The sequence below is a fragment of the Kitasatospora sp. SC0581 genome, from assembly GCF_048159585.1.
Taxonomy (GTDB): domain Bacteria; phylum Actinomycetota; class Actinomycetes; order Streptomycetales; family Streptomycetaceae; genus Kitasatospora.
Map to the genome: position 1 here is coordinate 130,114 of NZ_JBLRWA010000011.1, position 23,452 is coordinate 153,565.

Annotated in this window: 22 protein-coding genes and 1 CRISPR repeat array (1 of these 23 cut by a window edge); of the genes, 16 read left to right on the forward strand and 6 right to left on the reverse strand. The window is 74.4% G+C overall.

Translation table 11 applies throughout. From position 1 onward, the window contains the following. Window position 1 precedes the first annotated feature (1 nt). From ACLWS4_RS19370 to ACLWS4_RS19380, 3 genes are all read right to left on the reverse strand, one after another. Window positions 2-931 (reverse strand): aegerolysin family protein, encoded by a 930-nt coding sequence (locus ACLWS4_RS19370; RefSeq protein ID WP_074005251.1) that lies wholly within the window; start codon window positions 929-931, stop codon window positions 2-4. Window positions 932-1,052: 121 nt separating this feature from the next. Then, the gene (locus tag ACLWS4_RS19375; RefSeq protein ID WP_117486900.1) at window positions 1,053-1,373 is read right to left on the reverse strand and encodes a hypothetical protein; all 321 of its coding nucleotides are present in this window, start codon (window positions 1,371-1,373) and stop codon (window positions 1,053-1,055) included. Window positions 1,374-1,600: 227 nt separating this feature from the next. Then, a complete protein-coding gene (locus tag ACLWS4_RS19380) occupies window positions 1,601-2,599 on the reverse strand; it encodes an FAD-dependent oxidoreductase (protein ID WP_416874750.1) in 999 nt (332 codons plus the stop codon). A 126-nt stretch (window positions 2,600-2,725) separates the two neighbouring features. Here ACLWS4_RS19380 and ACLWS4_RS19385 point away from each other — a divergent pair, with 126 nt between their 5' ends. Then, window positions 2,726-3,634, forward strand: a complete 909-nt coding sequence (locus ACLWS4_RS19385; protein ID WP_380777717.1) for a LysR family transcriptional regulator — start codon at window positions 2,726-2,728, stop codon at window positions 3,632-3,634. Window positions 3,635-3,743: 109 nt separating this feature from the next. On the opposite strand, the gene ACLWS4_RS19390 is transcribed toward ACLWS4_RS19385, so the two are convergent. Further along, window positions 3,744-4,229 (reverse strand): cysteine/serine endopeptidase inhibitor, encoded by a 486-nt coding sequence (locus ACLWS4_RS19390; protein WP_049656984.1) that lies wholly within the window; start codon window positions 4,227-4,229, stop codon window positions 3,744-3,746. 260 nt (window positions 4,230-4,489) lie between these two features. On the opposite strand from ACLWS4_RS19390, the gene ACLWS4_RS19395 reads away from it, so the two are divergent. The 10 genes from ACLWS4_RS19395 to ACLWS4_RS19440 all read left to right on the forward strand — a co-directional run bounded on the left by ACLWS4_RS19395 (window position 4,490) and on the right by ACLWS4_RS19440 (window position 16,347). Continuing rightward, a complete protein-coding gene (locus tag ACLWS4_RS19395; RefSeq protein ID WP_049656983.1) occupies window positions 4,490-4,681 on the forward strand; it encodes a hypothetical protein in 192 nt (63 codons plus the stop codon). Between the two features lie 554 nt (window positions 4,682-5,235). Further along, a complete protein-coding gene (locus ACLWS4_RS19400) occupies window positions 5,236-6,237 on the forward strand; it encodes a TauD/TfdA dioxygenase family protein (protein WP_416874751.1) in 1,002 nt (333 codons plus the stop codon). 38 nt (window positions 6,238-6,275) lie between these two features. Then, entirely contained in the window at window positions 6,276-7,514 is a 1,239-nt protein-coding gene (locus ACLWS4_RS19405; protein ID WP_416874752.1) for an ROK family protein, read from the forward strand. Between the two features lie 79 nt (window positions 7,515-7,593). Then, window positions 7,594-9,180: an ABC transporter substrate-binding protein gene (locus tag ACLWS4_RS19410; RefSeq protein ID WP_416874753.1), complete on the forward strand. Its 1,587-nt coding sequence runs from the start codon at window positions 7,594-7,596 to the stop codon at window positions 9,178-9,180. Window positions 9,181-9,200: 20 nt separating this feature from the next. Next, window positions 9,201-10,145 (forward strand): ABC transporter permease, encoded by a 945-nt coding sequence (locus ACLWS4_RS19415; protein ID WP_049655646.1) that lies wholly within the window; start codon window positions 9,201-9,203, stop codon window positions 10,143-10,145. Window positions 10,146-10,149: 4 nt separating this feature from the next. Next, window positions 10,150-10,998, forward strand: a complete 849-nt coding sequence (locus ACLWS4_RS19420; protein WP_416874754.1) for an ABC transporter permease — start codon at window positions 10,150-10,152, stop codon at window positions 10,996-10,998. Next, on the forward strand, window positions 10,995-12,605 hold the full coding sequence (locus ACLWS4_RS19425) for an ABC transporter ATP-binding protein (protein WP_416874755.1): 1,611 nt from the start codon (window positions 10,995-10,997) through the stop codon (window positions 12,603-12,605). The genes ACLWS4_RS19420 and ACLWS4_RS19425 overlap by 4 nt, the downstream gene beginning before the upstream one ends. A gap of 49 nt (window positions 12,606-12,654) precedes the next feature. Then, a complete protein-coding gene (locus ACLWS4_RS19430; protein WP_416874756.1) occupies window positions 12,655-15,072 on the forward strand; it encodes an arylsulfatase in 2,418 nt (805 codons plus the stop codon). Window positions 15,073-15,245: 173 nt separating this feature from the next. Further along, on the forward strand, window positions 15,246-15,899 hold the full coding sequence (locus tag ACLWS4_RS19435; RefSeq protein WP_387829274.1) for a 4'-phosphopantetheinyl transferase family protein: 654 nt from the start codon (window positions 15,246-15,248) through the stop codon (window positions 15,897-15,899). Window positions 15,900-15,963: 64 nt separating this feature from the next. Then, complete coding sequence (locus ACLWS4_RS19440) at window positions 15,964-16,347, forward strand: barstar family protein (RefSeq protein ID WP_380777709.1); 384 nt, start codon at window positions 15,964-15,966, stop codon at window positions 16,345-16,347. Between the two features lie 31 nt (window positions 16,348-16,378). Here ACLWS4_RS19440 and ACLWS4_RS19445 read toward each other — a convergent pair whose 3' ends face one another. Further along, window positions 16,379-17,335 (reverse strand): polysaccharide deacetylase family protein, encoded by a 957-nt coding sequence (locus ACLWS4_RS19445; RefSeq protein ID WP_416874757.1) that lies wholly within the window; start codon window positions 17,333-17,335, stop codon window positions 16,379-16,381. A gap of 235 nt (window positions 17,336-17,570) precedes the next feature. On the opposite strand from ACLWS4_RS19445, the gene ACLWS4_RS19450 reads away from it, so the two are divergent. Both ACLWS4_RS19450 and ACLWS4_RS19455 read left to right on the forward strand, forming a co-directional pair. Continuing rightward, complete coding sequence (locus ACLWS4_RS19450) at window positions 17,571-19,232, forward strand: CehA/McbA family metallohydrolase (RefSeq protein ID WP_416874758.1); 1,662 nt, start codon at window positions 17,571-17,573, stop codon at window positions 19,230-19,232. A 220-nt stretch (window positions 19,233-19,452) separates the two neighbouring features. Continuing rightward, a complete protein-coding gene (locus ACLWS4_RS19455) occupies window positions 19,453-19,956 on the forward strand; it encodes a hypothetical protein (protein ID WP_049652015.1) in 504 nt (167 codons plus the stop codon). 21 nt (window positions 19,957-19,977) lie between these two features. Here the strand turns inward: ACLWS4_RS19455 and ACLWS4_RS19460 are convergent, their stop codons facing one another. After that, complete coding sequence (locus tag ACLWS4_RS19460) at window positions 19,978-20,436, reverse strand: DinB family protein (protein ID WP_416874795.1); 459 nt, start codon at window positions 20,434-20,436, stop codon at window positions 19,978-19,980. A 249-nt stretch (window positions 20,437-20,685) separates the two neighbouring features. On the opposite strand from ACLWS4_RS19460, the gene ACLWS4_RS19465 reads away from it, so the two are divergent. From ACLWS4_RS19465 to ACLWS4_RS19475, 3 genes are all read left to right on the forward strand, one after another. Beyond that, window positions 20,686-21,276, forward strand: a complete 591-nt coding sequence (locus tag ACLWS4_RS19465) for a carboxymuconolactone decarboxylase family protein (RefSeq protein ID WP_416874759.1) — start codon at window positions 20,686-20,688, stop codon at window positions 21,274-21,276. Continuing rightward, window positions 21,273-22,139 (forward strand): RNA polymerase sigma-70 factor, encoded by an 867-nt coding sequence (locus ACLWS4_RS19470; RefSeq protein WP_416874760.1) that lies wholly within the window; start codon window positions 21,273-21,275, stop codon window positions 22,137-22,139. The genes ACLWS4_RS19465 and ACLWS4_RS19470 overlap by 4 nt, the downstream gene beginning before the upstream one ends. Window positions 22,140-22,339: 200 nt before the next feature. Then, complete coding sequence (locus ACLWS4_RS19475; RefSeq protein ID WP_234348398.1) at window positions 22,340-23,215, forward strand: class I SAM-dependent methyltransferase; 876 nt, start codon at window positions 22,340-22,342, stop codon at window positions 23,213-23,215. A gap of 86 nt (window positions 23,216-23,301) precedes the next feature. After that, a CRISPR array of direct repeats spans window positions 23,302-23,452; the repeat unit is 29 nt; unit sequence GTTGCAAGCCCTCCAGGGCTGATCACGAC (it continues 395 nt past the right edge of the window).

Sequence of the window (23,452 nt, forward strand, 5' to 3'; positions counted from 1 at the left end):
GTCAGGACTTCGACAGGGTGAAGGAGACCGCGGCGTTGTCGCCACTGCCGCCCTGCCAGGTGCACTTGTACCCGGCCGGCGCGTCGCAGCTGTAGCCGTTGCTGCCCCAGTACGGGTTGTTCCAGTGCACCTTGACCTGGTTCTGCTCCCCGGCCACGTTGAAGCTGACCTCACCCTCGGTGCCGGTCATCACGCCCTCGGACTCGCTCGCCCACTTCGCGGTGACACCGGGCTGGACCATCGACGGCGGCATCATGTTGTCGGACCAGATCCCCCACTGCAGGCTCGCGCCGGAGCGGGTGAGCAGCTTCCCCGAGTTGTTGGTCAGGTTGATGCTCGTGCTCCGGGAGGCGCTGGTGAGGCTGGGCATCTCCGCGGCGGCGGCCTTGGCCCGGCTGCGCCCGATGCTGAAGGTGACCGCGGTGTTGTCCCCGCTGCCGCCGCTCCGGGAACAGGTGTACCCGTCCGGGACGGAGCAGCTGTAGTCGTTGCTGCCCCAGTACGGGTTGTTCCAGTGCAGCTTGACCTCGCCGCCGTTGTCGAGCGTGTAGGTGATGTTGCCCTCGGTCCCGGTCGCGAACCCGCAGGACTCGCTCTGCCAGCTGGAGGACTTCGTGTTGGGGATGTAGTCGGACGGCAGCATGTCGTTCGTCCAGCAGCCGTGGTCGAGCTTGTCCCACGTCTTGGTCAGGCCGGACCCGCTGCCGTTGGAGAGCGTGACCTTCGTGGAACGGTCCGCGGCGACCAGCGGCACGTTCGCCGCCGCGCTCTCGGCGGCCGGGCGCTGCGCCGCCGAGGCCTGCGGCCCGTCCTGTCCGGCCGCGGCCTGCGCGGACGGGGCGAGGGCGACCGCTCCGGCCGCCATCAGCACGGCGGTGAGGGCGCCCGCGGCCGTGCGGCCCAGACCGGTCATGGAGGTCGTACGCTGCATGGGTCTACCAACTCTCTTCTCGGCTGGACGAGCGGACACGCGTCACGCTCGCCTTGGTCCCGTCCGGAGGGGGGCGCCGCGGCTGGGTGCCGGCGCCGGGTGACTCACTGGCTGTGGAGACTCACTGGATGTAGAGCTCCCAGGTCTCCACGCCGTTGTCCCAGATCTTCTCGATCCTCATCGCGATGGCGCTCCCGAGGCCGTACAGCACCCAGTACGCGGCCTCGGCGGCGAACTGGGAGTTGTACCGGCCGACCCAGTGCCAGATGTCGAGCGCCTGCGCCGACGCGCCTTCCTGGACGGCGGGCGCCGCGACGGGCGCCGGCGCGGCGTGCGCCGGGGCGGGGGAGGCCGCGGCGGCGTAGGCCTGGGCGGTACCGCCGACGAGAACCGCGGCCGCGAGAGCCGCGCTGAGCGAGGCCGCTCCGATTCGCCTGTTCATGACAAGTGTCCCTTCTGGGCGTTCCACGTGAACAGCCGGTCACCCGGGGCCGATCGGTCCCGCCCCGACCCGGCTGCGGGGTGCGGTGGCAGTCACAGACTGGCATCCGACCACCACGCTCGGGCATCGTGGAAAACCGCGAACTTGGCACGGCGGGCGTCCGGCCGAAGGCCCCCGAGCGGCGCCGCGACGGCGCGCTCGGGGGCCGGTACGCACCCGCGACGGGGTCAACTCGCGGCAGCGGCCGCCAGTTCGGCCGCGGCATCGGCGCAGCCCCAGCTGAGCGTGACGCCGGCGCCCCCGTGGCCGTAGTTGTGGACGGTCCGGCCGTCCGGCTCCGCCTCGAGGCGGGGACCGCCGTGGCGGGCGGGCCGCAGGCCGACGACGTGGCCGAGGACGCGGGCCTCGCGCAGTGCGGGGATCCGGGCCGTGCAGCGGGCGAGGATGGCCTCGGCGGTGGCCGGATCGGCGACGGTGTTCCAGTCGTCCGGTTCGAAGGTGCCGCCGAGGACGACGTCGGTGCTGCGGGGGTGGATGTACGTGTAGCCGGCCGGGTCGTCCTGGATCCGGGTCGAGGTGGGCAGGCCGGGGTTGCGGACGAGGACGAGCTGGCCCCGGATCGGGTGCACGGCCGGGTCGCCGCAGAGCTGCCGGGCGCCGATCCCGGTGGCGTTGACGACCACGGGCGCCCAGGCGCGGGCCTGGTCGAGGGTGTCGAGGCGGCGGTGGACGATCCCGCCGCCGTTGTCGACGAACCGGCCGAGCAGCCAGGGCAGGTAGAGCGGCATCTCGACGGCGGGCGCGGTGAACGACCAGCCGTCCGCGCAGTCCGCCCCGCGTTCGGCGGCCGTCAGCCGGCGCAGGTCGGGGACGGCGTCGCCCCACCAGGGCTGGCCTGCCGACTGCCGCTCGTGCTCCAGCATGCGGGTGCTGCGCATCGAGACGCCGGGCACGTCCTCCTCGGCCTGGCGGGCGAACTCGGCGAAGGCCGTCGCGGACCAGTCCGCCACCCGGCCGCCGGTGCCCGTGGCGACCGGGAACCAGACGGCGGCCGCCACCGCCGAGGTCGTCGACAGCAGCCCGTCGGCCGTCACCACGACGACCCGAAGTCCCTTCTCCTGCAGGCGTATCGCCGTGGTGAGCCCGATGATCCCGCTCCCGACCACGACGACGTCCATCACGCCGTCCACCGTGCCGCCCGTCGCACCGTCCGTCGTGCCGTCCATCGCGAACCCCTCCCTCGAAGGCCGCCCGCCGGGTGCCGGCGGCCCTCACCAGGAAAGCGGCTCGCGCCGGAAGCCGTCCAAGACCGGTTCTGTCCGGGAGCGATAAGCCGCCCTTATCATCGCCGGATGGATCTGCGGATGGATCTGCGGCGCATGCGCTACTTCTCGGTGCTGGCCGAGGAGTTGAACTTCACCCGGGCCGCCCGCCGGCTGCACGTGGCGCAGCCGGCACTGAGCCAGCAGGTCAAGGCGCTGGAGCGGCAGCTGGGCGTGGAGCTGGTCGAGCGCACCAGCAAGGGCTGCGCGCTGACCCCGGTCGGGCGCGCGGTCGCCGAGGAGGCCCGGCGGGTGCTGCGGGAGGTGGCGGCGGCCGAGGAACGGGTCGCGGCGGTGGTCCAGGGGCGGGAGGGACGGCTGCGGGTGGCGTACACCCGCTCCGCCCGGGGCGGGGTCTGCGACGCCCTGGTGACGGAGTTCCGCAACCGCTACCCGCGGCTGGACGTCGCCCTGCAGACCGGTTGGACCTCGCACAACGTCGCCGAGCTGCTCGCCGGGCGGCTGGACGCGGCGTTCGTCCGGCCGCCGCTGGACGTCCCCGGGCTCGACTGCCGGATCGTCGCCGAGGAGGAGCTGCTGCTCGCCGTGCCGGCCGGCCATCCGCTCGCCCGCACCCGGGCCCGGATCGGCCGGCACCGGATCGCGGACGAGCCGGTGGTGCTCTGGCCGCGCCAGAACGGGCCCGGGATGCACGCGCTGATCACCGGGCAGCTGTGGCCGGGCCGGTCGCCGCGGATCGTGCGGGAGGAGCCGGACGACGAGCAGCTCCTGCTGGCGGTGGCGGCGGGGTACGGCATCGCGCCCATCCCCGAGGGCCGGGCCCGGGTGTTCCGGATACCCGGCGTCTGCCTGCGCCGGCTGACGGCCCCGGTGCCGACCGTCACGCTGGGGCTGGCCCACGATCCGCGGACGGCTCCCCCGGCCGTCCAGCTGCTGCTGGCGATGGCCCCGCGGCTCGCGGGGTCCGCGGGCGCCTGACCGGACGCGGGAGGACGACCGGACGCGGAGAGACCGTGCCCGCCCCCGTCATGCCGCGGGGGCGGGCACGGCCGTCGGGGCCGGCGTCGGGGCCGGCGTCGGGGCCGGCTCAGCCGATGGTGGAGCCGGTGACCGGGGCGGAGAGCTCGACGGTCTCGCCCTTGAGGCCGGTCTTGACGAACTGCCAGCTCAGGCCGGTGATGACGCCCTTGTCCAGCGGGGCCAGCTTGGCGAAGGCGGGCTGGCTGAGGTCGATGTGGGTGGAGTCGCAGGAGGGACACTGGTCCTTCACCGGGACGGTGACGGTCTTGCCCTGGTAGGTCACCTTGACCGAAATGCCCTTGCAGACCGGGTCGTTGTTCGGGTTGGCGGTGGTCCACCAGGTGTGCGAGACGGCGACCAGCATCTGGGTGGAGGCGTTGATCTGGGTGCCGCAGGCGCCGTAGCCGGCGTCGGTGTAGTAGGTGGCCTTGCCGGTCATGGGCTGGTTGATCGGTATCGCCGCGCTGGCGGAGCCGGCCGTGAGGGCGATCAGGGCGGCCGCGGCGAGCGGAGCGCCCGCGAGGATCCTGAGGTTCTTGCCGATGGCGCGCATGGTTCGTTCCCTTCGGTTGCCGTGAAGGTCATGAGCATGACAGGCAGAAGTCGGCACATTCGTACGGAAGTTCACCGACCGAACGCCTTTGTGGAGGAAACGTATGCGCCTGACCGCAAGGTGGTCCAGACCTCCGCGATGTTGGCATGAACACAAGGCAAGAATCTTTACCAATGCGGCCGAAGGGGCGAAGATGCGTGACCGCGCTGCCACGGAGGGTGTTGACAGGCCGTCACCCGAGCCCCCGGAGGCCTCCTCAGATGCGCACCTCGCTCGTCGCCCTGCTCCTCGGCAGCGTCCTGCTCCCGACCACCGCCCCCGTCACCGCCGGCGCCGCGCCGCGCGAGGTGAACCAGGGCTACAGCATCCCGGTCGCCGGCGTGACCGACCTCGGCGCCCTGCCCGTCCTCGCCAGTCTCGGGCTGGACTTCGCCCGGCTGCTCGGGCAGTAGCGACCGCACCGCCGTCACCGAACGTCACAGCCGCACCGGCATCCGGGCAGGCGTCGGCCCCGAGGCGGGAACCACCCGCGCCGGCCCGGATTACTTCCGCTCCGAAAATTAGTAACCCCGCCCCCGGGCCACAAGCCCGAACGCCCGCCCGCAGTGCGCCCGCCATCCCCCCGTCATCCGCCGCAACACCCGGCAAGCGGCCGCAAGCCGCCGCAACGAAGCGGCAACGCCCTTTCCCACCAGCCAAGATGACGATTGACAGGGGCCCGGGCGGTTCAGCACGATGAGGCCCGAGCCCATCCGCAGCGACCAGGAAGGAGGGCCGATGGCCACCGTCGTCCGCCCCGTCCCCCGCCGCTGCCCGCGCCGCTGTTGTCGCGGCGCCCTCGCCCGCTGACGTCCGCCGAAGCGGACCGTCACGCCCCCGTACGCCCGCTGCCCGCCGTGCGGAGCCGTACGCCCACCGCCGCCTGACGCCGCTCCGCGCACCCGCCATCCGTCACGCTGCGTAGCCGTATCCGCCGTCACCGCACCCGTCCCGAAAGGGCCCCGCCATGACCACCGCGCCCGCCTCCCCCGCCTCGCCCGCCGAATCGACCACCGCCGACGCCACCGCCCCGACCGCGCTCCGCCTCACCCCCGTCGCCGGCCGGATCGGCGCGCTCGTGCACGGCATACGCCTCGGCGGCGACCTCCCCGCCGGGACCGTCGCCGCCCTGGAGGCCGCCCTGTACGAGCACAAGGTGCTCTTCTTCCGCGGCCAGCAGCACCTGGACGACGCCGGGCAGGAGGCCTTCGCCCGGCTGCTCGGGCAGCCGGTCGGCCACCCCACCGTGCCCAGCGCGGACGGCCGCTACATCTTCGAGCTGGACGCCACCAAGGGCGTGCGCGCCAACAACTGGCACACCGACGTCACCTTCGTCCCGTCCTACCCCAAGGCCTCGATCCTGCGCTCCCTGGAGGTCCCGCCGGCCGGCGGCAGCACCGTCTGGGCCAACACCGCGGCCGCCTACCGGGACCTGCCCGCCCCGCTGAAGACGCTCGCCGAGAGTCTGCGCGCCGTCCACACCAACGACTACGACTACGCGGCCCGGCTCGCCCTGCGCCCCGAGCTGGCGGACAACGCCGAGGTCGCCAGGCTGTTCCGGGACGTGTTCGTCTCCACCGCCTTCAGGACCGAGCACCCGGTGGTCCGGGTCCACCCGGTGACCGGTGAGAAGACCCTGCTGCTGGGCGCCTTCGCCCAGCGCGTCCAGGGCGTCTCGGGCGACGACAGCAAGGCCCTGATCGACCTCTTCCAGCGCTACGTGGAGCGGCTGGAGAACACCGTCCGCTGGGACTGGCAGGTCGGCGACGTGGCGATCTGGGACAACCGCGCCACCCAGCACTACGCGGTCGCCGACTACGGCGACGAGCCGCGCCTGGTGCGCCGGATCACCCTGGACGGCGACCTGCCGGTCGGCGTGGACGGCACCCCGAGCCGGCTGCTGGAGCCCGCCGACCCGCCGCGGGTGCCGGGCCTGGTGCCCGCCGAGGAGCTCGAAGCGGCCAACTGACCGGGGCCGCGAGCGACCACGGCAGACGATCCGCGCCGATGACCACGTCCACCGCCCCGCGGGCCGGCGACGACCGCCGGGACGCCAACGCCTCCGCCGTCCTGCGCACGGTGCTCGACCACGGGCCGATCGCCCGCAGCCGGGTCGCCGCGCTCACCGGGCTCAGCGCCTCGGCCGTCTCCCGGCAGGCGGTGGACCTGGTCCGGCTCGGACTCCTGCACGAGCGGCCCGAGTTGGCGGCCGCCGGCACCGGCACCCTGGGCCGCCCCCAGCTGCCGCTCGACCTCGACCCGGACCGCCTCGCCGTGGCCGGGCTGCACATCGGCCTGCCGTTCACCACCGTCGCGCTGCTCGACCTGCGCGGCCGGGTGCTGCGGCGCAAGGAGGTCCCGCACCGCGGCCGGACCGGCCCGGACCTGCTGCGCCCGCTGCTGGCCCGACTGCCCCGGCTGATCGACACCCTGCGCGGCGACCGTACGGTGGTCGGCCTCGGCGCCGTCACCGGCGGCTCCGTCGACCCGGCGGCCGGGGTGGTCGTCCGGCACGATCCGCTGCGGTGGCGGGACCTGCCGCTGCGCGAGCTGCTGACGGCCGCCACCGGACTGCCCGTCCAGGTGGACAACCACGCCCGGGCGCTCACCCTGGCGGAGATCCTCTTCGGCCACCCGGCGGCCCGCCGCAGCATGGTCCAGCTGTTCGTCGGCCACGTGGTGGACGCGGCGCTGGCGGTCGCGGGCACCGTCCACCTGGGCCCGCCCTCGGCCACCGGCGACCTCGGCCACCTCCCGGTCTCCGGGACGGTCACCGACCCGGACGCGGACAGCCGGGAGCGCTGCCACTGCGGGCGGCTCGGCTGTCTCTCGGTGGCCGCCTCGGACACCGCGCTGTTCGCGGCGGCCGCCGCCGAGGGCGCCACCGCCGGACCGGACCGGGCCCAGCTGATCGCCGCCGTCCGGCGCGGCGACCCGACGGCCGGCCGGCTGGTCCGTAACCGGGCCAGGATCGTCGGCCGCGCGCTCGCCCTGCTCGCCGACGTGGTCAACCCCGACCTGGTGGTGCTGACCGAGACCTTCGCCCTCCTCGACCCGGCCCATCTCGACGTCGTCCGGGCCGAGTTCGCGCTCCGCTCGCACCTGCACCGGGACGCCGGCCTGCTGATCGCCCAGCCGCGCGGCCGGGACGTGCTCGCCGTGGCCGCCGGAGCGCCGGTGCTCGGCGAGCTGTACGCCCGGCCGGTCCACGCGCTCACCGCACCCCGCGCCGCCCACCGCCCGTAACCGCCCCCGATCCCGCGAAAACCGCCCCCGACCCCGCGAAACCGCCCCGATCACCCGCAGCCGCCCCCGAAGGACCGCCATGACCGCGCTCCCCCGTCCCCCCGCCCCGAGCCGCCGCACCCTGCTGCGCGCGGGCCTCGCCGGCGCCGGACTGCTGACGCTCGCGGGCTGCCGCTCGGCCGTCGAGCACGCCCGGAACGCGGCCGGTGCCGTGGACGCCGACTCCCCGCGCCAGGGCGGCGTGCTGACCGTCGCGACCGGCATCGACATCACCCCGAGCCTGCTCTTCGCCGTGAGCGCCAACACCCTCGTCCAGCGCCTCGCCTTCAACACCCTCACCCGGTACGACGACCGGCTCCGGCCGCAGCCCGAGCTCGCCACCGCCTGGGAGGTCTCGCCGGACGGCCTGAACGTGACCCTCAGGCTGCGCGAGGACGTGCTGTTCCACAGCGGCCGCCGGTTCACCGCCGACGACGTCGTCTTCGCCGTCCGGAACCTCCAGAACCCGGCCCGCTCCGCCCAGTTGAGGTCCACCGCCGCCGCCGTCACCGACTTCCGCAGGAACGGCGACTTCGAGCTGACCCTGGTGCTCGCCCACCCGGTGAGCAACCTCTTCGACCTCTTCGAATTCATGATCGTCCCGGACCGGGAGAGCATCGAGGACGCCGTCACCGGCACCCGGCTGGTCGGCACCGGCCCGTTCGCCCTCACCGGGCGCAAGCCCGGCTCCTCGCTCTCCTTCGCCCGCAACGAGCAGTACTGGAACCCCGGCCGCCCCCACCTCGACGGCGTGGAGATCCGGATCATCCCGCAGGCGGAGTCGCTGCTGTCCTCGCTCAGGACCGGCCAGACCCACCTCTCCTACAACGTCCGCGGCAAGGACGCCGCGACCCTGGTCGACGACCCGCGGTTCCGGATCAGGCAGTACGACACCGGCTCCGGCGCCCACTACATCGGCGTGGACGTCACCGCCGAGCACGTCCGCGACAAGCGCGTCCGCCAGGCCATCGCCTGGGCCGTCGACCGCGACCGGCTCGTCCAGCAGGCCCTCGGCGGCTACGGCACCGTCTCCTCGGTGCCCTGGCCCAAGTCCTCCCCGGCCTACACCGAGGCCGGCGCCACCCACTACCGGCACGACCCGGAACGGGCCCGGGCGCTGCTCCGGGAGGCGGGCGCCGAGCACATCACCCTGCCCTTCGCCCACTCCAACGAGGCCGGGCCGACGGCCATCGCGCAGATCCTCCAGTACGACCTCCGGCAGGTCGGCATCGAGACGGTGCTCCAGCCCGCCGACTCGCCGACCATGCAGAAGCAGCTGATCTCCCAGTCCATGCCGGCCCTGTGGACGCTCAGCCACGGCTTCGCCCAACTCCAGCCCGCCACCCTCGCGGTGAGCGCCTACCCGTTCAACGAGGCCAGGAACAGCTCCCGCTTCGCCTCCCCCGCCTACACCGACGTGGTGCAGCGCGCCTGGAACCGCAGCGACAGCGACAGCCCCGAGGCCAGGGCCCTCCACCAGCAGATCACCGACGTGCTGCTGGACGAGGAGTTCGTGATCGACCTCGCCATCGCCGGACTGGTCGAGGTCGCGGGCCGCCGGGCCCGGGGCGTCACGCTCAACAAGTTCGGCTACCTCAACCTCGACGACGCCTACCTCACGGCCTGAGCAGGACGGCCCGGAACCCCATGCGCACCTTCCTCCTGAAACGTCTCCCCAGCGGACTGCTCGTCCTCGCCCTCGCCTCCTTCCTGGTCTTCCTCATCCTCCGGCTGATCCCCGGCGACCCGGCCACCACGCTCGCCGGGCCGGACGCCTCCCCCGCCACCGTCGCCGCCATCCGCGGTCGACTCGGGCTCGACCAACCGCTGTTCGGCCAGTACGTCAGCTGGCTCGGCCACCTGCTGAGCGGCGACCTCGGGCCGAGCTACGCGATCGGCGGCCAGGTCTCCGACCTGATCGGCAACGGCCTCGGCGCCACCGTCCAACTCACCCTCGGCGCCCTGCTGCTGGTGGTCCTGATCGCGCTGCCGCTGGGCGTGGTCGGTGCCACCACCAGGCGCGGCCCGGTCGCCGCCGCCGTCCAGGCGGTCACCACCGGTGTGCTGGCGGTCCCGCCGTTCGTCACCGGCGTCCTGCTGGTCCTGCTGTTCGCCGTCTCCTTCGAACTGCTCCCGGCCGGCGGGCACGAGTCCCTGCTCGCCGAACCGGACCTGGCCGTGCAGTACCTGGCGATGCCCGCCCTCTGCCTGGCCCTGCCCAGCGCCGCCGTGCTGGCCCGCTACCTCAAGGACGGCATCGAACGCGCCCTCGCCGAGGACTACGTCCGCACCGCGACCGCGCTCGGCGTCTCCCGGCGGCGGATCGTCTGGCGGCACGCCCTGCCCAACGCGCTGCCCTCCGCCGTCACCGTCCTCGGCCTCCAGACCGGCCACCTCGTCGCCGGGGCCGTCCTGGTGGAGCGGATCTTCGCCTGGCCGGGCCTCGGCCAGCTGATCGAGCAGGGCGTGCTGCGCCGGGACTACCCGCTGGTGCAGGACCTGCTGCTGCTCGTGGTCGCGGTCTACGTGGCCGTCCAACTGCTCACCGACCTGGCCTACACCTGGCTCGACCCCCGGATCCGCTGGGAGTGACCCGATGACCACCGCCGCCCTTCCCCTCAAGTCCGCCGCACCGCGCGGCCGTTACCGCGCCGCCCTGCTCAGCCCGCGCGGCCTGACCGGCCTCGTCCTGGTCGGCGCCGTCGCCCTGGCCGGACTGCTCGCACCGCTGCTCACCGGCACCGACCCGAACGCCCAGAGCGCGCTCGCCCTGGCCGGCCCCGGCACCGCGCACCCCTTCGGCACCGACGACCTCGGCCGCGACCTGTACAGCCGGGTGCTGCACGGCATCGGCACCGACCTCGCGCTGATCGTCACCGCCGTCCCGGTCGGCGCCCTGCTCGGCTGCTCCGCCGCCCTGCTCGCGGCCACCTCCCGGTGGTCCGACCTCGCCGTCCAGCGCGCCTTCGACCTGCTGCTCGCCTTCCCGGGACTGATCCTGGCGCTGGCCGTCACCGCCGTCCTCGGCCCGGGCCGCTGGCCGGTGGTGATCGTCATCGCGCTGGCCGAGATCCCCGGCTACGGACGGCAGTTGCGGGCCGGCATCCTCGTCCAGCGGGAGCGCGAGTACGCCCTGGCGGCCCGGGTCGGCGGCGCCTCCCGGGCCCGGGTGCTGCTGCGGCACGTACTGCCCAACGCCGTCGACCCGCTGATCGTCCAGACCGCCGTGGCGCTCTCGCTCGGCGTGTTCATCGAGGGCGCGATGAGCTTCCTCGGCCTCGGGGTCCGCCCGCCGGAGCCCACCCTGGGCAGCATCCTCAGCCAGTCCGTCGCCTACCTGGCCACCCACCCGACCTTCGCGGCCGCCCCGCTGGCCGCCACCACCGCGCTGGTGCTCGGCTTCACGCTGATCGCCGAGGCCCTGAACCGGGGGATCCGCCGATGACCACCGTGCTCCGCGTCACCGACCTCACCGTACGGTTCGGCGATTCCGACCCCCAAGGCACCACGGCCGTCGATGGCGTCTCCTTCGACCTCGGAGCGGGCGACACCCTGGGCATCGTCGGCGAGTCCGGCTCCGGCAAGTCCACCACCGCGCTGGCCCTGCTGCGGATGCTGCCGCCCGGCGGCCGGATCACCGCCGGCTCGGTCCACCTCGCCGGGCAGGACCTCGCCGCCCTCCCCGAGACCGCGCTGCGCGCCCTGCGCGGGCGGCGGATCGCCATGGTCTTCCAGGACCCGATGTCCTCGCTCAACCCCGTGCTCACCGTCGGCCGCCAGCTGGACGAGGCGCTGCGCGCCCACGGCGGCACCCGGCGGAAGGCCGAACGGCAGGCCCGGGCCGCCGAGTTGCTCGACCTGGTCGGCATCCCCGACGCCGCCGGCCGGCTGCGCGACCACCCGCACCGGTTCTCCGGCGGCCAGCGCCAGCGCATCATGATCGCCCTCGCGCTCGCCCACGACGCCGAGGTGCTGGTCGCCGACGAGCCGACCACCGCCCTCGACCCCACCGTCCAGCAGCAGATCCTGCGGCTGCTGACCCGGATCAACCGGGAGACCGGCACCGCCCTGGTGGTGATCAGCCACGACCTCGGGGTGATCGCCCGGACCTGCCGCCGGCTGCTGGTCATGCGGCACGGCCGGGTGGTCGAGCGCGGCACCACCGCCGAGGCCCTCGCCCGGCCCGAACACCCGTACACCCGCGAGCTGTTGGCCGCCGTTCCGCGCCTGGAGGAGCCCTCCCGGGCGGCCGCCAACAGCACCCCGGGCACCCGGCCGCTGCTCACCGTCCGCGGCCTGACCAAGACGTACGGCTCCCGGCGGCGCGCCGTCACCGCGCTGCACGGCGTCGACCTCGACCTGCACCCCGGCGAGACGCTGGGCCTGGTCGGGGAGTCCGGCTCCGGCAAGTCCACCCTGGCCCGGGCGCTGGTCCAGGCGCACCCGCCGTCCGGCGGCAGCATCCGCTTCCGCGGCGAGGAACTCGGCCGCGGGGCACGGCGCGGCGGGCCGCACCGCGAGGTCCAACTCGTCTTCCAGGACCCGTACTCCTCGCTCAACCCCCGGATGACCGCCGGGCAGATCATCGCCGAACCGCTGATCGCCCACCGCCTCGGCGACCGGGAGCAGCGCGCCGCCCGGGTCGCCGAACTGCTGGAGCAGGTCGGGCTGGACCCGGCCGTGGCCGACCGCCACCCGCGCGCCTTCTCCGGCGGCCAGCGCCAACGCATCGGCATCGCCCGGGCCCTGGCGCCCGAACCGAGCGTGCTGGTCTGCGACGAGCCGGTCTCCGCGCTGGACGTCTCGGTCCAGGCCCAGGTGATCGAGCTGCTCGCCCGGCTCCAGCGCGAACTCGGCCTGGCCGTCCTGTTCATCGCCCACGACCTGGCGGTGGTCCGCCGGGTCAGCCACCGGATCGCGGTGATGCACCGCGGCCGGATCGTCGAGACCGGCCCGGCCGACCGGGTCGTCACCGCGCCCGAACACCCCTACACCGCCGAGCTGTTGGCCGCCGTGCCGGGCCTGGAGCCCGCTCCGACCGCCAGCCGCTGAGCCGGCGCCCACTGAGCCGCCACCCGCCCGAGCCACCCCGGAGCACCGTATGAGCACCCCGTCCGACCCGCACCTCCGGCCGACGCCGCAGCCCGACCCGCACCGCCGCGACCCGTACGCGGGCTTCCCCGGCACCGTCGGCCGCACCTTCGCCGAGTCCGTCCCCGCCTGGCCGCGGCGGGTCCGCCCGCGCGAGGGCGCGCCCAACATCGTCGTCGTGCTGATCGACGACATGGGCTACAGCGACATCGGCCCGTTCGGCGCCGAGATCCCCACCCCCACCCTGGACCGCCTCGCCACCACCGGCGTCCGGCTCGCCAACTACCACACCATGCCGCTCTGCTCCCCCGCCCGGGCGGCCCTGCTCACCGGCCTCAACCCGCACCGGGTCGGCTACTCCTTCGTCGCCAACGCCGACCCGGGCTTCCCCGGCTACGGCATGGAGGTCGCCGGGGACATCCCCACCCTGGCCGAACTGCTGCACGACGCCGGCTACGCCACCTACGCGGTCGGCAAGTGGCACGTCACCCGGGACTCCGCCTCCAACGCCGCCGACAACCGCGCCAACTGGCCGCTCCAGAAGGGCTTCGACCAGTACTACGGCGTCCTGGAGGGCCTGACCAGCCTCTTCCACCCGCACCAACTCGTCCGCGACAACAGCCCGCTGGACATCGACGAGTTCCCCGACGGCTACTACTACACCGACGACATCACCGACCAGGCCGTCAAGATGGTCACCTCGCTGCGCGCCCACGACGCCGACAAGCCGTTCTTCCTCTACCTCGCCCACAACGCCGTGCACGGCCCGCTCCAGGCCAAGCCCGAGGACCTCGCCCGCCACCGCGGCCGCTACGACGGCGGCTGGGACGAGCTGCGCCGCACCCGCTTCGCCCGCCAGCTGGCCGCCGGCCACTTCCCGCCCGGCACCGAGCTGCCCGAGCGCAACTCCGAGGCCGGGTACGAGGTCGGCCCGTGGGACGAACTCACCGACGTCCAGCAGAAGTTGTACGCCCGCTACATGGAGGTGTACGCGGCGATGGTCGACAATGTCGACCAGAACCTCGGCCGGCTCACCGACACCCTGGCCGCCCTCGGCGAACTCGACAACACCATCATCGTGTTCACCAGCGACAACGGCGGCACCGGCGAGGGCGGCGCCGAGGGCACCCGCAGCTACTTCAGCCGCTTCGTCCACCACCCGAACCTGCCGGCGGACTGGAACCCGGACGTCCGGCGCGAGATCGACCTGATCGGCGGCCCGCGGAGCCTGGTGCACTACCCGCGCGGCTGGGGCATGGCCTCCAACACGCCCTTCCGCCTCTACAAGGGCCAGACCTACGCGGGCGGCGTCCGCGTCCCCTTCGTGCTCTCCTGGCCGGCCGGCCTGCCCCGCGCCGAGGGCGACACCGGCGTCCGCACCCAGTACCAGTACGTCACCGACATCCTGCCCACCCTGCTCGAACTCGCGGGCGTGGAACGGCCGTCGGAGCGCCGGGGCCACCCCGTCCAGGAGCTCGACGGCACCGGCTTCGCCTCCGTGCTGCGCGACGGCGCCGCGCCCGGTACCCACCACGAGCAGTACTGCGAGATGACCGGCAACCGCAGCTACTACCGCGACGGCTGGAAGCTGGTCACCCTGCACCGCCCGGGCACCCCGTACGACGACGGCGAGTGGGCGCTGTACGACCTGCGCACCGACCCCACCGAGATCCACGACCTCGCCGCCGAACATCCCGACCTGGTCAAGGAGTTGTCCGCCGCCTGGGAGGCCGCCGCCTGGCGCGACGGGGTCTTCCCGCTCGCCGACGGCAGCGGCGCCCTCGCGCTGCGCGGCCCCGAGGCCGAGCGGCTGCGCCGCCCGGTCACCCTGCTGGCCGGCACCCCCGAACTGGAGCGCTACCGCTCCTCCCGGCTGATCGCCTTCCGCTCCTTCACCGTCGAGGCCGCGCTCGACGGCTACCGGCCGGGCGACCAGGGCGTCCTGGTCTCGCACGGCGACCAGGGCGGCGGCTACAGCCTCTACGTCGAGGAGGGCCGGCTGCGCCTCGCCTACAACCAGTACGGCGACCTGCTGGAGGCCGACGGAGGACCGCTGCCGGCCGGCGCCCGGCTGATCACCCTGGAGGTCACCGCCGTCGCCGACCTCAGATGGGAGTTCCGGCTGCTCGTGGACGGCCTGCCGGTGGACGGCCTGCCGGTGGGCGACACCGGGGACGGCGCCGCGGCCGGGGCGGAACCCGCCCTGCTCGGCCCGGTCCACCAGCTGATCGGCATGGCCCCGTTCCAGGGCATCAGCGTCGGCATCGACCGCAAGTCCCCGGTCTCCTGGCCGCTGTACGAGCGGCACCGCTCCTTCCGCTACACCGGCGCCCTGCACTCCGTCACCTACCGGCCCGGCGAGCCCGCGCCGTACGACCCGGAGACGGTGGCCCGGGCGCTGCGCGAGGCGGCGGCCGCCTTCGAGTAGCCGGGCCCAAGCCGGGCCGGACCGGGCCCAGACCGGACTCGGACCGGCCGGTCCGCGCCAGTCGGGCCGGGCCGGTCGGCCATGATCCCCGATCACCCGCCAAGATCCCCCCACCCGGGTTACCCTCGTCCCGCGCGGCAGCCCGGCCGCGCGGCCGACCGAGGGGGGAACGGATGATCGGGGACCTGCTGCCGGACGTCGTGGTGACCGAGGTGGCCTACGAGGACCCGCCGGAGGCCCGGCTGGAGCCCGAGGAGGAGCCCGCCGTCGCCCGCGCCGTCGACAAGCGGCGCCGCGAGTTCACCACCGTCCGGCACTGCGCCCGGGCCGCCCTCGCCCGGCTCGGCGTCCCGTACCGCCCGCTCGTCCCGGGCCTGCGCGGCGCGCCGAGCTGGCCGGACGGCGTGGTCGGCAGCCTCACCCACTGCGACGGCTTCCGCGCGGCGGCCGTGGCCCGGGCCGGCGCCCTCGCCTCCGTCGGCATCGACGCCGAGCCCGCGCTGCCGCTGCCGGAGGGCGTCCAGGAGGCCGTCGCGCTGCCGGTCGAGCGGCAGCGGCTCGCCAAGCTGGCCGCCGAGCACCCGGACGTCCCGTGGGACCGCATCCTGTTCAGCGCCAAGGAGTCGGTGTACAAGGCCTGGTTCCCGCTGACGCAGGTCTTCCTGGACTTCGAGGAGGCCGAGCTGGACCTCTCCCCCGACGGCACCTTCACCGCCCGGCTGCTCGTCCCGGGCCCGGTGGTCAACGGCCGCCGGCTCGACGGCTTCGACGGCCGCTGGGCGGTCCGGGACGGGCTGCTCGCCACCGCGATCGCCGTCGCCCCCTGACCGGCGACCAGGCCCCGGGCCGTCACCGACCGGCCCTCGACCGGGGCGGCATATCCTCGACCCCGTGACGGTGACCTATGTGATCGACGGCGACGAGATCAAGACCCTGGAGGACTTCTGGGACGTGGTCGGGCGGACCATCGGCGTGGACGGCTACTTCGGCCGCAACCTCGACGCCTTCGCCGACTGCCTGCGCGGCGGCTACGGCACCCCCGAGGACGGCGACTGGGTCATCGAGTGGCGCCACCACGAGGTCTCCCGCCGCAACCTCGGCTACCCGGAGACGGTCCGGCAGCTGGAGCTGCGGCTGGCGCGCGCCCACCCGACCAACCGCGCGCGGATCACCGCCCAGCTGGACGCCGCCCGGGCGGGCAGGGGGCCGACGGTCTTCGACTGGCTGGTCCGGATCATCGAGGAGGAGCACCCGGGCGGCCTGCGCCTGGCCTGACCGCCCCGGGGCCCCGGCTCCGGACGTTCCGCTACAGCACGTCCGAGAGCCGGACGAAGCGCCGCCCCGCCGCCAGCAGCCCCGGCACCGCCGCCGCCACCCCGGGGGCGGTGCCGCCGCCCGGGCGGTTCATGTGCCCGATCACGATCGCGCCGGGCGGGGCGGAGGCGACCTCCCGCCGCACCTCGGCGGACCGGAGCGTCGCCCCGTCGTCCCCGTTGACGGTGAATCCGGCCACCCGCTGGCCCAGGTCGGCGACCACCCGGGTGGCGACGTCGTCGTAGTGCGCGGTGCCGGAGCGGAAGAACCGTGGCGGGTGCCCGAGCAGCCCGGTGAGCTTCTCGGCGTTGCCCGCCACCTCGTCGTACACCTCGCCGACGCCGCGCGTGCCGGCGATGCCGTAGGCGGAGCGGCCGGTCACCGAGAGCGGACGGTGGACGGTGCCGTGGTTGCCGATCTCGAACAGCGGGTCGGCGGCGAGCTGCTCGAACTCGTCCGGGTTGGCGTCGATCCAGCGGGCGTTCAGGAAGAGCGTGGCCGGCACCCCGTGCGCCCGCAGGGCGTCGATCAGGTCGGCGTCGTAGCCGCTGCCGCCGGGGCCGCCGCAGGCGTCGAAGGTGAGCGCCATGGCGCTCTCGCCCTCCGGCAGCTCGGTGATCACCCCGGGCACGTCCAGCCCCCACTCGGCCGGGGCCAGCGCGCCGTACCGCTCGACCACCTCGGCCCGGGTCGCCGGGTGCGGGGGCTGCTTCGCGGGGTCCGGCGCGGGCGTCGATTCCGGCGCGGGTGTCGGCGCGGGTGTCGGCGCGACGGCCTCGGTGGGCCCGCCGGACGGCGTCGCGAGCGGTTCGGCGGACGGTTCGGCGGACGGTTCGGTGGACGGTGACGCCGACGGCGAGGCCGGACCGGTGCCCGCCGCCCTGCTCCGGCACCCCGCCAGCGCTCCTCCGGCCACCCCCATGAGCAGTGCCCGCCGACTCACCGACACGCCCGTCTCCCATCCGCGCCATGTCTCGCACAAGCCATGCCTCATACAACCCGATGGCATGTAAACCGATGACATGACTATGAACCGACCATTCGTCACTCCCCGCAACTCGCCCCCGCCCCCGCCCGGCGCCTCTTCACCGACCCGCCCCACCGCCGTGGGCCACGACTCACCCCCGGTTCACCCGCCCGGGTAAGCCCGCGAGCGACCCGCCCGCCCCGATCCGGAGACCTCGATGCCGACCGAGCCCAGCACCCCGCGCCCGAACCGACCCGCCGACCAACCGGCCGACCAACCGGCCGACCAACCGGCCGACCAACCGACTCCGCAGCCCGCCCGCCGCGACCTGCTCCGCACCGGCCTCGCCACCGGCGCCGCCACCGCGCTCGGCCTCGCCGCCGCCACCGGCCGGGCGGACGCCGCCCCCTCCGACGGCCCCGCCGCCGCCCCCGGCGCCACACCCCCCGACCGCACCCTCACCCTCACCGGCCACCTGCCCACCGGCTCCCCCGACTTCGTCTACCTCCCGGTCGAGGTCCCGGAGGGCGTCCGCGAGATCGCCGTCTCCTACGGCTATGACAAGCCGCCCGTCCCGGCCGGCACCCCCGGCAACTCCTGCGACATCGGCATCTTCGACGAGCGCGGCACCGACCTCGGCGGCCCCGGCTTCCGCGGCTGGTCCGGCGGCTTCCGCACCGAGTTCAGCCTCTCCCGCGCCGCCGCGACCCCCGGCTACCTCCCCGGCCCGGTCAACCCCGGCACCTGGCACGTGGTCCTCGGCCCCTACCAGGTCGCCCCACAGGGCCTGGAGTACCACGTCGAGGTCACCCTCCGCTTCGGCGCCCCCGGGCCGCGGTTCACCCCGCACTACCCGGCGGAGCGGGCCCGCGGCCGCGGCCGCGCCTGGTACCGGGGCGACTGCCACCTGCACACCGTCCACTCCGACGGGCGGCGCAAGCCCGAGGAGGTGGCCGCCGGGGCCCGCGCGGCCGGCCTGGACTTCATCGTCTCCACCGACCACAACACCAGCTCCTCGCACGCCGCCTGGGGCCCGCTGGCCGGCCCCGACCTGCTGATCCTGCCGGGCGAGGAGATCACCACCCGCAACGGCCACTGGCTGGCCCTCGGCCTGGAGCCCGGCCAGTTCGTCGACTGGCGCTACCGCTCCCGCGACGAGGAGTTCCCGCGCTTCGTCCGCCAGGTCCACCGGTCCGGCGGCCTGGTGGTGCCCGCGCACCCGTACTGCCCGTACGTCGCCTGCCAGTGGAAGTTCGGCTACGAGCAGGCCGACGGCGTCGAGGTGTGGAACGGCCCCTGGACGTACGACGACGAGTCGGCGGTGGACACCTGGGACGGCCGGCTCGCCGTCGCCCTGCGCGAGGGCCGCTCCTGGCTGCCCGCCCTGGGCAACAGCGACGCGCACAGCGAGCCGCAGGCCATCGGCTCCCCGCACAACGTCGTCCTGGCCGAGGACCTCACCCGGGACGCGATCCTCGACGGGCTGCGCGCCGGGCGCAGCTGGCTGGCCGAGTCCTCCGCCGTCACGCTGGACCTCACCGTCACCGGGCACGGCCGCCGGGCGGGCATCGGCGAGGAGCTGACCGTCCCGGCCGACGCCCCGCTCGACGTCCGGCTCACCGTCTCCGGCGTGCCCGGCGGGACGGTCCGCCTGCTCACCGACGAGGGCCAGATGCACCAGGAGTCGCTGCCCGCCGACGGCTCCGGCACCGTGATCTGGCGCACCACCGCCTCGCTCGCCGCCTACGTCCGGGCCGAGGTGCGCCACCCGAAGGCGGACGGCACCCCCGGCAGGGGCAACTCGATGGGCCCGGACCTGCCCTGGGGCCCGATGGCGGCGCTCACCAACCCGATCGTGCTGCGCACCGAAGCGGGCTGACCACCCCGGCGGACCCCGCCGACCGACCACTCCGACCCGCCCAGGAAGCGGGCTGGGGACGACTCGGACCACCCGTTTGGACTAGGTTGATCCCCGAAACGCATCAGTCGTAGGGACGAGGCGGTCGGATGTCCGGATATGGGCCGACCAGCCCCTTCGCACTCCGACCGCCCCGCCCCGGCTACCCGACCGTCCCCGGCCCGCGAAGGGATCAGCAGCTGTGAACCGTACGACCGTAGGTGGGCCGGAGCTCGGGGGCGGCGGGGGCGCCGGGGGCGTCCTCGTCCTCGTCGACCCGGCCGGGGCCGGGAACAGCCCGGTCGCGGAGCTGCTCGCCCGGGAACTGAACCCGAGCGTCCACCTGCGGACGGACGACTTCCTGCGTGTCATACGCAGCGGCCAGCTCCCGCCCCACCTGCCCGAGGCCGGGCGCCAGAACGCCACCGCCCTCGCGGCCGCCGCCCAGGCCGCCTTCGCCTACGCCACCCGCGGCTACCAGGTCGTGGTGGAGGCCCCCGCCGCCCCGGCCGCCCTCGACACCTTCCGCCGCGAGAGCCGCGCCACCGGCGCCGCCCTCCACTACGTCGTCCTCCACCCCGGCCCGGCGCCCGAGGACACCGTCCACACCGCCCACACCCTCGACACCGCGGCGCTCACCCCCGAGGCCGCCACCGGCTCCGTCCTCACCGCCCTCACCCGGCGCACCCACCTGCTCGGCTGGTAGCCCGGTAGCTCCCCTCGGCGCTCAGGCGCCCACCGTGCCGTCGATCGCCTCCCGCAGGAAGTCCGCGTGCCCGTTGTGCCGGGCGTACTCGTGGATCAGGTGGAGCATCACCAGCCGCAGCGACACCTCGGCGTCCCACCGGGCCTGGTAGCCGGTGACGTCGAGGGAGTCGGCGGCGAGCTCGATCCGGCGGGAGTGCTCGACCTCGGCCTGCCACGCGGCGAAGGCCTCGGCGCGGGTGGCGCCGGCGGGGTCGTAGGCGGCCTGGTAGTCGCCGTCCTCGGACCAGACCAGCGGCAGCTCCTCACCGTTGATCACCCGGCGGAACCAGACCCGCTCGACCTCCGCCATGTGCCGGACCAGCCCGAGCAGGCTGAGCGTGGACGGCGGGCTGGAGCGCAGCCGCAGCTGCTCGTCGGTCAGGCCCTCGCACTTCAGGGCCAGGGTCGCCCGGTGGAAGTCGAGGAAGCCGCGCAGCATCTCGCGCTCGCCGCCGGTCAGCGGCGGGGCGGGGCGGTCGTCGGGGACGGTCACGGTGGTCTGTCTCCTCGCGGTGGTCGGACTCCCGGCGGACTGTAGCGAACCGCCCGGCCGGTCCGAAACGCCTTTTCTCCCGGCCACCCACCTGGCTCACTGGCTTCCCGGCTTCGCCATCCGCTGTCACATCCGGGCACCCTCCGGTGTCTTCATGTCCGGCAACCCGCCGAACCACCGAACCCGGAGGACACCATGGCACTGCGACTGCCGAAGGCCCAGCTGCCCGCCGAGCTGAGCGAGAACATGATCAGGACGTTCGGGACCGCCCTCGACCCCGTCGAGGCCATCTGGCACAACCCCGCCGTCGCCACCGCGAACCTGGACTTCTCCCGCGGGATCGCCGAGTGGGACGCGCTCGACGAGGGCCTCAAGTCCTTCGCGCACATGGCGGTGGCCGCCCAGGTCGGCTGCGGCTGGTGCCTGGACGTCGGCTACTTCCAGGCCCGGAACCAGGGCCTGGACCCGGCCAAGGCGAGCCAGGTGCCGAACTGGCGGGCGGCGGAGGTGTTCACGGCGCTGGAGCGCGAGGTGATGGCGTACGCCGAGGCCATGACGGTGACCCCGCCGGCCGTCACCGACGAGCAGTACGAACACCTGCTGGGCGAGCTCGGCCCGGCGGCCATGGTCGAACTCACCGCCTACGTCGCCTTCGTCAACATGGCCACCAGGAACAACACCGCGAACGGCGTCCGGTCGCAGGGCTTCTCCGACTCCTGCGGGATCCCGCTGGCCCGGCCCACCGTCACCGACACCTCCGTGCCGGCCGGAGTGAAGCCGGCATGACCGAGGACCCCTTCGTCGCCCACCGCAGCCTGCTCTTCACCGTCGCCTACGAGCTGCTCGGCTCCGCCGCCGACGCCGAGGACGTGCTGCAGGAGTCCTGGCTGCGGTGGGCCGGGGTCGACCGCGCCCAGGTGCACGACCCGCGCTCGTACCTCATCCGGATCGTCACCCGCCAGGGCCTCAACCGGCTGCGGACGCTCACCCGCCGGCGCGAGCAGTACGTCGGCGAGTGGCTGCCGGAGCCGCTGCTCACCAGCCCCGACGTCGCCGAGGACGTCGAACTCGCGGAGAGCGTCTCCTTCGCGATGCTGACCGTACTGGAGACGCTCGGGCCGACCGAGCGGGCCGTGTTCGTGCTGCGCGAGGTCTTCGAGCTGCCCTACGAGGAGATCGCCGAGGCCCTCGGCAAGACCCCGCCCACCGTCCGGCAGATCGCCCGGCGCGCCCGCGCGCACGTCGCGGCCCGCCGGCCCCGGGTGCGGGTCAGCCGCTCCGAGCAACAACGGGTGGTGGAACGGTTCCTGGCGACCCTGCGCACCGGCCGGCTGCAGGACCTGATGGAGGTGCTGGCGCCGGACGTCGTCCTGATCGCCGACGGCGGCGGGATCGCGGCCGCCGTACCGGCCCCCGTGCACGGGGCCGAGGCCGTGGCCGCGCTGCTCGCGCGCATCGGGCGGCTGCCGGTCCCGTTCGACACCACCGCGGTGTGGCTCAACGGCGCCCCGGCCGGCCGCATCGACATCGACGGCGAACCCTCGGTGGTGAGCCTCGCGGTGGAGAACGGCCGGGTCACCCGGGTCTACATCGTGCGCAACCCGCGGAAACTGACCCGCCTCGACACACCGGCCGACCTCACCCGGTAGCCTCTCCCCGTTCGCGTGGTGGGGGTCCCACCCCCCGCCGCGGACCCCCACACACCCCCCCCCCCCCCCGGTCCCCCCCCCCCCCGCGCCCCCGCCGGGGGGGGGGGGGGGGCACCCGGCCCCCCCCCCCCCCCCACCACGCTCCCCCACCGCTCCCTGGACGCTCCGCCATCACGTACCGTGTTCGGACCACCACAGGTTTGGGTACGTACCTCGGCGCGCCCGACGGCCGGGCGCCCACCGAGCAGGAGACCCAGCGGCCCATGGACCACAACCGCATCCCCCCGACCGTACGCCGGACGTACGGCGTCGACGACCTCAGCACCGCCCCGTCGTTCGCCGGAGGCTTCATCAACTTCGGCTACTGGCAAGGGATCGACCTCGCCGACCCGACCTCCGAGGACCGGGTGCGCAGCCAGGAGCAGATGTACCGGCGAGTGCTGCGGGAGTTCCCTGAGCCGCGGGAGCGGCTGCGGCTGGCGGAGGTGGGCTGCGGCCGGGGTCTGGGTGCCGCCCTCGCCCTGCGGGAGTTCCGGTTCGCGGGCGTGACGGGCGTGGACATCCACCCCGACCAGATCGAACGGGCCCGCGCCGTCAACGCGAGAGCCCTGGCAACGTACCCCGATCGGCTGGCGTACACCCTCGGCTCGGCGGACGAACTCCCCTTCTCCGACGGCTATCTGGACGGCGTCTTCTCCGTCGAGGCCGCCCAGCACTTCCGCGAACTGACCGGCTTCGCCCGCGAGTCCGCCCGCGTCCTGCGCCCCGGCGGCCGGCTCGTCGTCGCCACCTTCTTCACCGCCCCCGGCCCCGACGTCGCCGAACGCCTCAAGATCCTCCTCGCCAGCTTCGCCGACGGCCTCGACATCGCCCACCCCCTCGACGACTTCACCACCTCCCTCACCCGCACCGGCTTCACCGACATCACCACCGAATCCATCGGCGCCGACGTCTGGCCCGGCCTCGACCGCTACCTCACCGACGCCGTCCCCGCCGCCCACTGGACCCGCCACTTCCTCCCCGCCTGGCGCGACGGCCTCCTCGACTACCACGTCCTCACGGCCATCCGCATCTGACCGGCGGTGAGCGGCCCTGGGCCCGTTACGGCTCCAGGGCCGCTCACGACCCGGCAGGCGGCCGTCGGGCTGAAGACCCTCGGCATGTTGCAAGCCCTCCAGGGCTGATCACGACGACCTCCGTACTCAAGGGCGGACCGCTGCGCCTCCCGTTGCAAGCCCTCCAGGGCTGATCACGACGGCCGGGGTCCACTGCTGGCCGCCGATCGGTGCGGGTTGCAAGCCCTCCAGGGCTGA

Coding starts and splice junctions, on each gene's coding strand:
- ACLWS4_RS19425 (WP_416874755.1), top strand. CDS start 10,995: ATGACCACCGTGCTCCGCGTCACCGACCTCACCGTACGGTTCGGCGAT.
- ACLWS4_RS19420 (WP_416874754.1), top strand. CDS start 10,150: ATGACCACCGCCGCCCTTCCCCTCAAGTCCGCCGCACCGCGCGGCCGT.
- ACLWS4_RS19370 (WP_074005251.1), bottom strand. CDS start 931: ATGCAGCGTACGACCTCCATGACCGGTCTGGGCCGCACGGCCGCGGGC.
- ACLWS4_RS19470 (WP_416874760.1), top strand. CDS start 21,273: ATGACCGAGGACCCCTTCGTCGCCCACCGCAGCCTGCTCTTCACCGTC.
- ACLWS4_RS19405 (WP_416874752.1), top strand. CDS start 6,276: ATGACCACGTCCACCGCCCCGCGGGCCGGCGACGACCGCCGGGACGCC.
- ACLWS4_RS19435 (WP_387829274.1), top strand. CDS start 15,246: ATGATCGGGGACCTGCTGCCGGACGTCGTGGTGACCGAGGTGGCCTAC.
- ACLWS4_RS19460 (WP_416874795.1), bottom strand. CDS start 20,436: ATGCTGCGCGGCTTCCTCGACTTCCACCGGGCGACCCTGGCCCTGAAG.
- ACLWS4_RS19465 (WP_416874759.1), top strand. CDS start 20,686: ATGGCACTGCGACTGCCGAAGGCCCAGCTGCCCGCCGAGCTGAGCGAG.
- ACLWS4_RS19400 (WP_416874751.1), top strand. CDS start 5,236: ATGACCACCGCGCCCGCCTCCCCCGCCTCGCCCGCCGAATCGACCACC.
- ACLWS4_RS19410 (WP_416874753.1), top strand. CDS start 7,594: ATGACCGCGCTCCCCCGTCCCCCCGCCCCGAGCCGCCGCACCCTGCTG.
- ACLWS4_RS19385 (WP_380777717.1), top strand. CDS start 2,726: ATGGATCTGCGGATGGATCTGCGGCGCATGCGCTACTTCTCGGTGCTG.
- ACLWS4_RS19430 (WP_416874756.1), top strand. CDS start 12,655: ATGAGCACCCCGTCCGACCCGCACCTCCGGCCGACGCCGCAGCCCGAC.
- ACLWS4_RS19390 (WP_049656984.1), bottom strand. CDS start 4,229: ATGCGCGCCATCGGCAAGAACCTCAGGATCCTCGCGGGCGCTCCGCTC.
- ACLWS4_RS19450 (WP_416874758.1), top strand. CDS start 17,571: ATGCCGACCGAGCCCAGCACCCCGCGCCCGAACCGACCCGCCGACCAA.
- ACLWS4_RS19395 (WP_049656983.1), top strand. CDS start 4,490: ATGCGCACCTCGCTCGTCGCCCTGCTCCTCGGCAGCGTCCTGCTCCCG.
- ACLWS4_RS19375 (WP_117486900.1), bottom strand. CDS start 1,373: ATGAACAGGCGAATCGGAGCGGCCTCGCTCAGCGCGGCTCTCGCGGCC.
- ACLWS4_RS19380 (WP_416874750.1), bottom strand. CDS start 2,599: ATGGACGGCACGACGGACGGTGCGACGGGCGGCACGGTGGACGGCGTG.
- ACLWS4_RS19415 (WP_049655646.1), top strand. CDS start 9,201: ATGCGCACCTTCCTCCTGAAACGTCTCCCCAGCGGACTGCTCGTCCTC.